Origin of the sequence: Plesiomonas sp. (assembly GCF_051650925.1) — a bacterium.
Taxonomy (GTDB): domain Bacteria; phylum Pseudomonadota; class Gammaproteobacteria; order Enterobacterales; family CAMTGL01; genus Plesiomonas.
Genome location: NZ_JBOFRH010000451.1, coordinates 1 through 12,721, shown reverse-complemented (window position 1 = coordinate 12,721; position 12,721 = coordinate 1). Strand labels below are relative to the sequence as shown.

Genomic DNA, 12,721 nt, shown 5'->3' with positions numbered 1-12,721 from the left:
AGATCTTTAGAGTTCATCATATATGTGCCGTGTTCATCTTCGAACGCGCTCATATATTCTCCCGGACGCTGGGCCTCTTCGATCAGATACATCTTATCGGTCGGTGCGCCTGCGCCAAGCGTGGGTTCGCTGGCCAGTTCAGTAGCCGGATCGATCGTTTGGACGGCAATCGGCTCTTGTTTATGCACAATGTTGCCGGTGTCGTCTTCTTTGCCTTCGTGCATTTTGTACTCCCAGCGGCAGGCATTGGTGCAGGTGCCTTGGTTGGGATCACGTTTGTTGATGTAGCCTGAAAGCAGGCAGCGGCCAGAATAAGCCATGCACAGAGCGCCGTGTACGAAGATCTCTAGCTCCATATCCGGTACATTCTGGCGGATCTCTTCTATCTCATCGAGTGATAACTCGCGTGATAAAATGACTCGCGTTAACCCCATGCTTTTCCAGAATTTTACGGTCGCCCAGTTTACAGCATTGGCCTGTACTGAAAGATGAATATCAATTTCAGGGAAGGCTTCACGTACCATCATGATCAGGCCTGGATCTGACATGATCAATGCATCAGGCTGCATATCGACAACCGGTTTGAGATCCCGCAAAAATGTTTTTAATTTTGAGTTATGCGGGGCAATGTTGACGACAACGTAGAATTTTTTGCCTTGCGCGTGGGCTTCATTAATGCCGATTTGCAGGTTTTCATGGTTGAATTCATTGTTACGCACACGCAGGCTGTAACGTGGCTGTCCGGCATACACGGCATCTGCACCATAGGCAAAGGCATAGCGCATATTTTTCAGGCTGCCGGCGGGCGACAAAAGTTCGGGTTTAAACATGGTGGTCTCTTTAGATATCTGATAACAAATCAGTCGTGCCCAACCTGATTGGGAACGGTTTTACGGCATGCAGTTGCCGCAGCGCGCGCATTCTAGCACGGCCTGCGGCAAGAGTGTGATCGGGGTTACGCTTTCTCGGCAAAACCGCCTAATGCTGCAACCAGCTGTTGCAGCATAGCGGCCACTTCGCCACACATCAGTGAAAAATCGGCATCAAAACGCTGGGCGGTATCTTCACGATCAATATCATCATTTTGCTCGCGCAGAGCATCGGCAAATTTCAGACGTTTTAATGAGCCATCATCGCACAGCATAAAACTGATGCGATCTTGCCAATCAAGTGCCAGCTTGGTGACCATTTTTTTCGCTTCAATGTGCGCGATGATCTCATCACACACCAATTCTTGCTGTTTACAGCGGATCACCCCGCCATCTTCTAAAATAGATTTAAGCTCTGCCTCTTCGAGCAGGTTAAAACTGGCCGGTACATCACCACTGCGCACCCATTCGGTTAAGGTCAGTTCAATTGGCTTTTGCACATTTAATGGCAGCACCGGCAGGCTGCCGAGTGATTTACGCAGCAGAGCCAGCAGATCTTCTGCCCGCTTTGCTGAAGCTGCGTCAATCATGATCAAGCCCTGTGTCGTATCAATCCAAGCGAGGGTTTGGCTACTTTTGGTGAAGGCACGCGGCAGCAGGGTTTGCAGCACTTCATCTTTAATGCTGTCTTTCTCGGTTTTTTTCAATTTGCGCTGCTGCTCTGCTTCAAGGCGTGCCACTTTTGCAGAGACCGCTTCTTTGATGACCGTTGCGGGCAGCATCTTCTCTTCTTTGCGCGCGCAGAGCAAAATTTGCCCCTGCGTGGCATGCACAAAGGCATCAGCATTGCGGCCAAGAGGAGAAACCCAACCGAATTTGGCCATATCCTGACTGCCACACGGAGTAAACGCAAAATCAGCCAACTGTTTTTCTAGCATTTCTGTTTGCAAGCTGATATCGCGGCTGAAGCGGTAGACCATGAGATTTTTAAACCAGAGCATAAGACTTTCCGTGGGAAGAGAGAGTAATGCGCACAATAATAACGGATCAGGCTTTATCTTGTCGTCTTATCCGGCACAATGCGTAGTAATTATCTGTTTTCCTGTGTGTAACGAAGTGGATCAATATGACTGAAAAACGATTAAAAATAGTGCATACCGCCGACTGGCACTTAGGACACCATCTACACGGGTATGATCGCAGTGCCGAGCATCAGGCATTTTTAGATTGGCTACAGGCTACACTGTTGCGTGAGCAGGCTGATGTATTGCTGGTGGCTGGCGATCTGTTTGATTCGGCAAATCCGCCGGCATCCGCATGGCAAATGTTGTACCGTTTTTTGGCACACATTACCCGCCAGATGCCGCATTTAAATGTGGTGATGATTGGTGGAAATCATGACTCGCCCAGTAAATTAGATGCGCCACATGAACTGCTGCGCGCTTTTAACTTGCATTTAATCGGCGCAATCAGCCGTGATCAGCACGGTGAGCTGGAAACCGAACGCCTGCAAATTCCGTTGCTTGATGCCGAAGGTCAAGTGTGTGGCACTGTGCTGGCGGTGCCCTTTTTGCGTAGTGCTGATTTGCGCGGAACGGAAGATACCGAAGATCGGTTGTTATCAGGCGTACGGGCAGTGTATCGCTCGGCAGTCGCGGCGGCAGAGACTCAGCGTGGTCTTGCACCTATCCCACTAATAGGAATGGGGCATGCGTATATGGCGGCAGGGCAATTATCGGAGATGTCGGAGCGCCGTGTGCTGGGGGGGAATCAGCATGCACTACCGGCAGATATTTTTCCCCCGGCACTCAGTTATGTGGCGCTCGGACACCTGCACATGGCGCAGCGCGTGGCGGGTACTGAGCATATTCGCTACAGCGGCTCGCCGCTGCCGTTGTCACTGGCTGAGCACAATTATCGGCACCAAGTTCTGCTGTGTGAGTTCGCTGGCGCAACGTTATTGCAGATTACACCGCTGTATGTACCACGTTATTGCGACATGTTGCGCTTACCGGGAAAACCACTGCCGCTAAGTGAAGTATTGTCACAGCTTGAGCAGTTACATACTGAGCCTTTACCGCGGGCACAGCAGCCTTTCCTTGAGGTTCAGGTTTTACTGGATAAACCGATTGCCATGCTGCGTGAAAAAATTGCAGCCGTGTTGACAGGAAAGGCCGTACGTTTGGCAAAAATCAGTGTGACCTATCCGCCAAAAACACAGGGGATATTGCCACGCCAGACACTGGCTGAACTCAAACCCGAAGAGGCGTTTCGCCTTTGCTATCAGCGCCGTTTTGCCGGAGACCCTGAACCGGCCTTGCAGCAGGCTTTTAATGAGTTGTTGGCGCATACTGAAGAGCTTGAACAGGGCGAAGAGAGGGCAAAATCATGAAAATTATCGCCTTACGCGGAGAGAACTTAGCCAGCCTACAGCAAGAGTTCAGCATTGATTTTGCTCAGGGCATTTTGGGGGATGCAGGGCTGTTTGCCATCACCGGCAACACGGGGGCAGGAAAAAGTACCTTGCTCGATGCTATCTGTCTGGCGCTGTATGACCGTGTTCCACGCTTACAAAGTAACCGCAAAAATGACCCTCAAATTGGGCGGGAAGATGATCCGAACCGCATTGCCGCCAATGATGTGCGCAATATTTTACGGCGTGGGGCAACTGAAGGCTTTGCTGAGGTAGATTTTAGTACCGAAGAGGGGGTTATCTACCGCGCTCATTGGCGTGTTCGCCGGGCGCGTAATCGCGCAGAGGGCCGCTTGCAGCAAAGTGAAATGTGGCTGGAAAATTTGCATGATCAAACTCGCTATGCGGGTAAAAAAACCGAAGTGCTGGCGCGCATTGAAACCCTGTTGGGGTTGACGCTGGATCAGTTCCAGCGGGCCGTATTGTTACCACAAGGGGATTTTGCCGCCTTCTTAAAGGCCGGTATTGATGAGCGTGCTGCGCTACTCGAGCGAATGACGGGGGGCGAAATTTACTCGCGCCTATCACAACAGGCTTATACACGGGCACGGGAAGAGGAGCAGGCACTTACTCAACTTACCGCACAGTTGGGTGATGTAGCCTTATTGAGTGAGCCTGAAAAACAGGCGCTGCAACAACAGTACGCACAACTACAGCAGCAGCTTATTGCAGAAGAGGCACGTAGTGATCAGGTTCGTGAGCAACAGAACCTACTACGTCAGCAAGATGAACTGCAAACAGCGTTACAGCAGGCGCAGCAGCATGCCGATAGACAGCAGACACAACAAGAGAACCTTGCACCGCGTATTGCTTATTTACAGGATGTTGAGCGTATTCAGCCTGCGCGAACGCTATTACAACGGCTGAGCGAAGCAGATCGCCAGCAGCTACGGGCGACCGAGCAGTGTGTGTTGCAACAGAAAACTATTTTGCAAAGTGAGCAATCACTATCAGATATCAGCCAGCAAATAGAAGCAGCACAGGCGCGTTATATACAAACTGATACCCAGTGGGAAATGCTGGAGCCAAAACTGAAAACCGGTGCTGCGCTTGAGTTGCAAATGGCTGATATTGGCGTGCGCCAGCAGACACTACAGCGTACTGAACGGGATCAGAAACAGCAGTTAGATAACGGTCAGTATCAGCTTGATGGCCTATCGCGTCAGGTATCAGAAAGAAAGCGAGCGCTTACTAATGCTGAATCTGTACTGCAAAGTTTGCATACCGTTGCCAGTATTGCGGCGCAATATAAGCCTCTGCATGATGCACTCGAGCAATACCGGCATAGTCATCAGCATATAGAACAGTGGCAAAAAAGTGCGTTGTCACTCAGTGAAACCTTGCCTGCACAACAAAAAGCCCAGCAACAGCAATCTGATCTCATCAGGAAAACTGAGCAACAAACGGCTGAGCTTGGCCATGCGCCTGATGAGCAAACCCGCAATCTCTGGCATCAAGAGCAGCACCAGATCACCCAGCAACAGAATACTTATCAAAAACAGATTGAGTTACTGCAACGTATCAGCAACCGCAGTGAGCACTGGCTGCATCTTAACCAGTCAATTATCGCCGAGCAGCAAAAGCAGCATGATAATCAGCAACAAATTGCCGCAACCGAACACAGTATTGCAGAGTATGAGCAGCAGCGTGTTCGGCTACGCGCCCAGCATAGTGAGGCTCAATATACACTTGAGCAGATGCGCACGACCGTAGAGCTAGATGCATTCCGCCCGCAGCTTAAAAGTGGCCAACCCTGCCCGTTATGCGGAGCCACTGACCACCCTTATCAGGCCGCCGCACCGCAAATGCAGAGTTTGTTGTCATTGCAGCAACAGCGCCTGCGTGAGCTGGAGACGCAACTACGTAAAACCGAAACTGAGCAGCAAACCCTGCGCCACTGGCTGCAACAAAACACGCTACAACAACCTCAGCAGCAACGCCAGTTGGCACAATGGCTGACCCAGCGGGAAGAGCACAGTCGTGAACTTCACGATGCCGTACAGAATATTGCCGAACCCGAGATTGCACTGGCATGGGCTGATCTTGAACGTACCCAGGTTGTGGCTGTCTGGACTCAGGCGCTTGAGCAGCAACATCTTCATCTGAAAAAACAGATGCAAGAGAGTGAGCTGCAATTGCGGCGTTTGCAAAGTGCCCAGCAAAAGCAAGAGCAACTGCAGCAGCAGCGCCTACAACTGAGTCTGCAACTGAGCAAAGAGCAGCAAACGCTAGCTCGCTTACAGCAAGAGATAGTTCAGACTCACGATCAGAAAACGCATCTTGATGAAAAAATCGCTCACGAACAACAGCAGCAACAGCAGCGAGCAACCAGTATCAGTGAGCAGTTTGGCCATACGCAGTGGTTAAACTGGATAACCCAGCCACATGCCCAGCAGCAACTGCAGATGTTGCAACAGCAAACCGAGCAGTATATCCAACAAAAAAATCAGCAAGAGCAGCTATTGGGAAGTTTGCGCGAACTTGAACCCCAATGCGCAGAGCTTGCTGCCGTGATCCAACAGCGTCAACAGCAATACAATGAACTGCAACAGCAAAAAGCACAGCTTCAGCAGCAACATCAGCAGCATAAAATTGCGCGATCTCAACTGCTGGGAAATAGCCCGCTGGCGATGATTGAACAACAGGCTAAAACTGCACGTAATGAAGCAGAAAAACAGTATCAACAGCTTCAGCGCCAGTATCAGGTGTTACAGCAAAAAGAGGCGGCAGATAAAGCAACCTTGAAAACCCTGCAAGAGCAGCAGCAGCATGCGCTGGAGCGGTATCAGCAATCACTCACTGCATGGCAGGAGGCTCAGCAACAGTACTCATGTACTGAAACGGAATTGTTGGCATGGTTAGAGCGTGATCCTGCATGGTTGCAAAGTGAACGATCCGCGCTGCAAGCGTATGAAAAAGCATACAATGATGCCTTTACCCGTTTACATGAACGGCAAACACAGTTGCAGACACTACAACCGCGTGCAGCGCAGGCACAGTGCACGTTATCTGAATGGGCAGTGGCCGCCAATATTGAGCCTACCGCTCTGTTTGCCCATGTGCAGCAGCAATTACAGCAGTATCGCGATCAGTTATTTACGCTCAAGACCACACTGCATCAGGCAGAGGAAGCTGCACTGCGTGCCGGTGATCTGCAACAGCGAATCATTGAGCAGCAAGTGCAAACCGAACGTTGGTTACAGTTAAATGATCTTATCGGCTCGGCCAGCGGCAATAAGTTCCGCACTTTCGCGCAAGGTTTGACACTTGAACACCTGTTACTGGCCGCAAATGAACATCTGTGCGATCTTGCTCCGCGTTATGAATTAATGCGGGTGCCAGACAGCACCTTATCGTTGCAGGTTATCGATCATGATATGGGGGATGAAGTACGCGCCGTTGAGTCTTTATCCGGTGGTGAAACGTTCTTGTTCTCGCTGGCGCTGGCACTTGCATTGGCTTCATTGTGTGCTGATACGCGCCGTTTGGGTACGCTGTTTATTGATGAAGGATTTGGTACGCTTGATCCCGACAGCTTAGAGCAGGCACTCTCGTGCCTTGATGCGTTACAAGCGGAAGGGCGTCAGATTGGCGTAATTTCACATGTCACAACGCTGGTTGAACGGATTGGTACACGCATTGCCGTAGAAAGTATCGGCGGAGGGTGCAGCCAAATCCGTATTTTAGCCCGCTAGTTCAGTCTCAAAAAACAGATCAAAATGTTCATGAAAAACAGTACGCTATGTTTTTACATGAACAATAAATGCGGAAAAATGAGGGGTTGGCAGCAACGTTAACGTAACTGTCATAAAAATGACCCATAATGCCGCAGGATCTCAGGAGAGAATACTTAAACAGGAATCGTTATGGCAAGGCGAATTCTCGTCGTTGAAGACGAAGCACCAATCCGCGACATGTTATGTTTTGTGTTGGAACAAAAAGGCTATGAACCGGTAGAAGCTGAAGATTATCAAGCGGCTATCAACAAAATGGCTGAACCTTACCCTGATCTGATCTTACTCGATTGGATGCTGCCAGGGGGAACGGGTATTCAACTGATTAAGCACCTTAAACGGGAAGAGATCACACGCAATATTCCGGTAGTGATGCTCACTGCGCGCGGTGAGGAAGAGGACCGCGTTCGCGGGCTAGAGGTTGGCGCTGATGACTACATCACCAAACCCTTCTCCCCCAAAGAGCTGGTGGCGCGTATAAAAGCGGTCATGCGTCGCATATCGCCAACCTTGGTTGAAGATGTGATTGATGTACAAGGCTTAAAGCTCGATCCTATCTCTCATCGTGTCACCTCCGGTGAACAACCACTCGATATGGGCCCGACAGAGTTCAAATTGCTGCACTTTTTTATGACTCACCAAGAACGTGTTTACAGCCGTGAACAACTACTTGATAACGTGTGGGGCACGAATGTTTATGTCGAAGATCGTACCGTTGATGTGCACATTCGACGCTTACGTAAAGCATTAGAGTGTTCAGGGCATGATCGTTTAGTGCAAACGGTCAGAGGGTCAGGTTACCGATTCTCATCCCGTTATTAATACCTGAAATCATCATTGAGAATGTGAGTGCCGAGGTATGGAGTAGAACATGGTTGAGCGTTTGTCATGGAAAACGCTGGCAAAAGAGTTGGCGTTTTTTTATATCCCCGCACTCATTGCAAGCCTGATATTTGGGCATATGTTGCTATTAATGATAATAGCGTCGGTTACCGCCTTGCTTTGGCACTTCTACAACCAACTTAAATTATCGAGTTGGTTATGGGTGGATAAAAGCATGACCCCGCCGACAGGAAGAGGCAGCTGGGGGCCACTGTTTAACGGTATTTACCGTTTACAGCAGCGTAACCGCCGCCGCCGCCGTGAACTGGCGACACTCATCCGCCGTTTTCGCAGTGGTGCAGAATCACTGCCTGATGCCGTAGTAGTATGTACTGAAGATGGCAGTATTTTTTGGTGCAATAAACTGGCGCAGCATATTCTGGGTTTTCGCTGGCCAGAAGATAGTGGGCAGCATATTTTAAACCTTGTTCGTAGCCCTGATTTTTCCGCCTATCTGCATACCAAAAACTTCAGTAAACCCTTGGTGATTGCATCTCCGGCCAACCATGATCGGTATGTTGAATTGCGTGTTATGCCCTACAGCGAAGGGCAATTTTTGATCTCCGCCCGCGATATTACAAAAATGCGTCAGCTAGAGGGCATGCGGCGAAACTTTTTTGCCAATGTCAGCCACGAACTGCGCACGCCGCTGACCGTATTACAAGGTTATCTCGAAATGCTCGATGATGACGATACCGATCCCGAACTCTGGGCTAAAGCCCACAAAACTATGCTTGAACAGACTAAACGTATGGAAGCATTGGTTGAGCAGATTTTAACCCTTTCGCGTATTGAAGCTGCGCCAGAAATTAACCTTAATGAACCGGTTAATATTCCGGCCATGTTGGATCTACTCGAACATGATGCCATCGGCTTAAGCCAAGAGCATACGGTCAGTTTTGATATCGACCATCAGTTACAGGTTTATGGGGATGCAGAGCAACTGCGCAGCGCAGTCTCTAATCTGGTATATAACGCGATTAACCATACCCCCGAGGGTACGCAGATCCATGTTCGTTGGTATAAAAGCCCAACCGGTGCCTGTTTTGAAGTCAAAGATAACGGCCCCGGTATTCCGGCTAACCATCTTGGCCGCTTAACAGAGCGTTTTTATCGGGTGGATAAAGCGCGGTCACGTAAAACCGGCGGCAGCGGGCTGGGGCTGGCTATTGTTAAACATGCGCTCATTCATCATGACAGCCGCTTAGATATTCAAAGCACGCTTGGTATTGGCAGCCAGTTCTCGTTTGTGGTGCCTCAATCACTCTTGGTGCAGAGCGAGCCGCTATCAGGAGTAGTACAGGGGCAGAAGTACAACGCTTAACACATTGATTCGCGTGTATTCAAATTGTATCTATTCTGCAAGATCGGGGTTGAGTATTGAGAACCCATTGGCCGTATCGGTAGATGAAAAACAGAAAATAGACAAATAAATAATCGAATGTCATTTAACTGTCACCTTTAAGAGATAAAACTGTCATCAGTTCGCAGGATACTAGCCCCGACTTCTACGAAGGACCGTTTATGGAGAGTTTAAAATGAAATTGAAAGCACTTGTCAGCGCCTTAAGTTTTACCTTGGTTGCCTCGTTTGCCAGCAGCACTTATGCGGCGGTAGACAGCAATCTGGCCGATTATAAAAAAGTAAGCGGTGTTTCAGGCAACCTGTCTTCTGTAGGTTCTGACACGCTGGCTAACCTGATGACTTTGTGGGCTGAACAGTTTAAGCGTGAATATGCGAACGTAAACATTCAGGTGCAGGCTGCCGGTTCTTCAACTGCGCCTCCAGCGTTAACCGAAGGTACTGCGCAATTAGGCCCAATGAGCCGTAAGATGAAAGGCAAAGAGATCGAAGCCTTTGAGAAGAAATTTGGTTATCAACCTATTGGTATTCCGGTTGCTATTGATGCCTTGGCCGTCTTTGTTAATAAAGATAACCCGATCAAAGGGTTGAACTTTGAGCAACTTGACGCTATCTACTCCACTACACTCAAATGTGGCGCGAATGAGCCCGTTACCCGTTGGGGTCAATTAGGTGTTACTGGTGAGCTGGCCAATAAAGATATTCAACTGTATGGCCGTAACTCTGTATCGGGTACATACGGTTACTTTAAAGATCACGCACTGTGTAAAGGCGATTTCCGCAGCAACGTGAACGAACAACCGGGTTCAGCATCCGTAGTGCAGTCTGTTGGTGCATCACTTAACAGCATTGGCTATACCGGTATTGGTTACAAAACCTCAGGCGTGCGTGCGTTGCCACTGGCTGAGAAAGGCACTGCATACGTAGAACCGACCGAAGCTAACGCCATTGACGGTACATATCCGTTATCACGTTACCTGTATATCTACGTGAACAAGCACCCGAATAAACCACTGGATCCTATGACTGCAGAGTTCCTGAAAATGGTTCTGTCTAAGCAAGGTCAAGAGTTGGTTGAAAAAGACGGTTACATCCCTGTTCCAGCAAAAGTTATCGCAAAAGATCTGGAAACGCTGGGCGTCAAATAATGGTGAAGTAACGGCGTGGCTGCATGTGGTGAGTACACGCTGTTAGCGTAACCCGATAGGCTCTGTTTTTTGCTGAATCGGCGATCAGAAACTAAAAAAGGCCATCTCTTTTTGAGATGGCCTTTTTATTTAACCTATATTTTATACGGTAGAAAACCTAACGCTATTCACTTGTTTTATGTATTACTAAGGTTATCAATAACCCTGTATTACGGCACATCGTAACCGAGTGCGGCTCTGCGAATACGAAACCACTGCTGACGGCTTAGCGTGTAATCAGCCGCTTGGCTAGCATGCGTAACACGGTCAATTTTACCCGATCCAATAATCGGTAGCGGCTGGCTTGGCAGGGCTAAAATCCATGCATAGACCACTTGTTCGATACTGATAGCACCCAACTCACCGCGAATAGCCTCGAGCTCATCACGCAGCGTCTGGTATGCCGGATCGGTAAACAGACGCCCACCGCCTAGGCACGACCACGCCATCGGGCGGATGCGTTTTTCCTGACACAGATCCAGCGTGCCATCGAGCAGTAAATCCTGATACAGCGGTGAAATCTCTACTTGATTAGTGACCAGCGGAAAATCCAGCCGACTTTGCAGTAACGAGAACTGCTGAGCGGTAAAATTAGAGACACCCACATGGCGCACTTTGCCGCTTTTACGCAGCGTCGTGAATGCTTGGGCAACCTCATCAGCATCCATCAATGGATCGGGGCGGTGGATTAACAATAGATCCAGATAATCAGTGTGTAAATTACGCAGTGAACGCTCTGCCGAGGCGATAATATGAGAGGCATCGGTAATATAGTGGTTCAACGCATACTCAGGGCGGGCGGTTAATGCTATCCCACATTTGCTGACAATCTGAATATGTTGCCGTAATGAGGGCTGTAAACGCAGCGCATCGCCAAATGCCTGTTCACACTGGTAGCTTCCATAGATATCTGCGTGATCGGTGGTTGTGATGCCCAAATCAAGGTGCTGCTGAATGAAGGTGGCTGTTTGTTGGGCATTAAAACCCCACTCCATTAAGCGCCAGTAGCCCATCACCATACGGGAAAAAAGCGGCCCATTGGCCGCTAGTTGAAGTTGTTGCATCTTTCATCCTTGGTCTTATTGATGCCCGTAGGGAAAATTATTCCGCCAGCGGCGCTTCAGACAGTGTCAATGACCAGCCTATATCCTGTAAATACTGTTGCTCTATCTCAAGGTCGGCTTGTACCAGCATATTTTGCTGCAGGTATTGTGCCGGTAAACTGAGTTCCCAATCGTGATCTTGCGTTGATAACCGTGCAAATACTGGCGGATTAGTGGCCTGACGCTGCTTGTTGAGCAGCACACTCAGGCGCAAAATCCGAATCAACGGGTAGAGTGATTTTTTCTTAAACAGAGCAAATGAGGGCATTACCTCAAGCTTCAGGGCTTTGCGCTGATAACGTGCTAGCGTGGCCAGCAGATTTTGCTGCTCTTGGTTAAAACCGGGTAAGTTGGTGTGCTGTAAAATATACGCTGAGTGGCGGTGAATACCGCTGTCATTAATACTCAACCCTATTTCATGCAGCAATGCCGCCCAACCAAGCAGAATTTCAAGTTTCGGGTTGGCGGCATCAGCGTTAGCAAACAGCCACTGATGATACAAATTCATTGCTGTATCGCGTACACGGCCTGCCTGATCGCGGTCAATTTTATAACGCTCGGCAAGGCTCAGTGCGGTACGAACCCGAATATCCTCAAAGCGAAACCGCTCCTCCATCTCGTACATCACGCCTTCACGCAGTGCACCGTCAGAGAAGCGCATTTCAGTGATTTTCAGCTCATCGAAAATCCCGCATAAAATAGCCAAGCCGGGTACGAAAACTGACTGCCGATCTTCTGACAAACCAGCCAGTTTCAGTGAATCCATATCCGGAAATTCCAGCACTTTATCGACAATACGGGTTAAGCGCTCACGCGAAATCCGGCCGTCTTTATCGCCCATAGCAATAATTACTTCATGCACGGCTTTGATCGAACCGGAAGATCCAAGTGCAAAATCCCAGTTTAACTGACGATATTGCCAGCTCAGATTTTCGAGCTTTTGCTGTGCCGCGACACACGCCTTTTTAAATGCTGTGGCCGAGATTTTACCGTTGGGAAAAAAACGCTGGGCAAAACTGACACACCCCATCTGGCGGCTTTCGGCAAATATCGGTGTAAAACCTTCACCGATAACCATTTCAGTAGAGCCGCCGCCAATGTCTACCACCAA

Annotated in this window: 9 protein-coding genes; 5 read left to right on the top strand and 4 right to left on the bottom strand. The window is 49.2% G+C overall.

What is annotated here, in order from left to right; all coding sequences use genetic code 11:
* Window positions 1–830 (bottom strand): prephenate-dependent tRNA uridine(34) hydroxylase TrhP (gene trhP, locus ACRC27_RS11000; protein ID WP_438639877.1); only part of this gene is annotated, 830 nt, incomplete at its 3' end.
* A gap of 125 nt (window positions 831–955) precedes the next feature.
* Window positions 956–1,870, bottom strand: a complete 915-nt coding sequence (gene rdgC, locus ACRC27_RS10995; RefSeq protein ID WP_438639876.1) for a recombination-associated protein RdgC — start codon at window positions 1,868–1,870, stop codon at window positions 956–958.
* 125 nt (window positions 1,871–1,995) lie between these two features.
* Here rdgC and ACRC27_RS10990 point away from each other — a divergent pair, with 125 nt between their 5' ends.
* The 5 genes from ACRC27_RS10990 (at window position 1,996) to ACRC27_RS10970 (ending at window position 10,468) form a co-directional block, all read left to right on the top strand.
* The gene (locus ACRC27_RS10990; RefSeq protein WP_438639875.1) at window positions 1,996–3,261 is read left to right on the top strand and encodes an exonuclease SbcCD subunit D C-terminal domain-containing protein; all 1,266 of its coding nucleotides are present in this window, start codon (window positions 1,996–1,998) and stop codon (window positions 3,259–3,261) included.
* Complete coding sequence (locus ACRC27_RS10985; protein ID WP_438639874.1) at window positions 3,258–7,037, top strand: AAA family ATPase; 3,780 nt, start codon at window positions 3,258–3,260, stop codon at window positions 7,035–7,037. The genes ACRC27_RS10990 and ACRC27_RS10985 overlap by 4 nt, the downstream gene beginning before the upstream one ends.
* 171 nt (window positions 7,038–7,208) lie before the next feature.
* Complete coding sequence (gene phoB, locus ACRC27_RS10980) at window positions 7,209–7,898, top strand: phosphate regulon transcriptional regulator PhoB (RefSeq protein ID WP_438622463.1); 690 nt, start codon at window positions 7,209–7,211, stop codon at window positions 7,896–7,898.
* 49 nt (window positions 7,899–7,947) lie between these two features.
* Entirely contained in the window at window positions 7,948–9,282 is a 1,335-nt protein-coding gene (gene phoR / locus ACRC27_RS10975; protein WP_438639873.1) for a phosphate regulon sensor histidine kinase PhoR, read from the top strand.
* 214 nt (window positions 9,283–9,496) lie between these two features.
* The gene (locus ACRC27_RS10970; protein WP_438622465.1) at window positions 9,497–10,468 is read left to right on the top strand and encodes a PstS family phosphate ABC transporter substrate-binding protein; all 972 of its coding nucleotides are present in this window, start codon (window positions 9,497–9,499) and stop codon (window positions 10,466–10,468) included.
* Window positions 10,469–10,677: 209 nt separating this feature from the next.
* On the opposite strand, the gene ACRC27_RS10965 is transcribed toward ACRC27_RS10970, so the two are convergent.
* Both ACRC27_RS10965 and ACRC27_RS10960 read right to left on the bottom strand, forming a co-directional pair.
* A complete protein-coding gene (locus tag ACRC27_RS10965) occupies window positions 10,678–11,571 on the bottom strand; it encodes an aldo/keto reductase (protein WP_438631702.1) in 894 nt (297 codons plus the stop codon).
* A gap of 37 nt (window positions 11,572–11,608) precedes the next feature.
* On the bottom strand, window positions 11,609–12,721 hold a 1,113-nt coding region (locus tag ACRC27_RS10960; protein WP_438639872.1), incomplete at its 5' end, for a Ppx/GppA phosphatase family protein.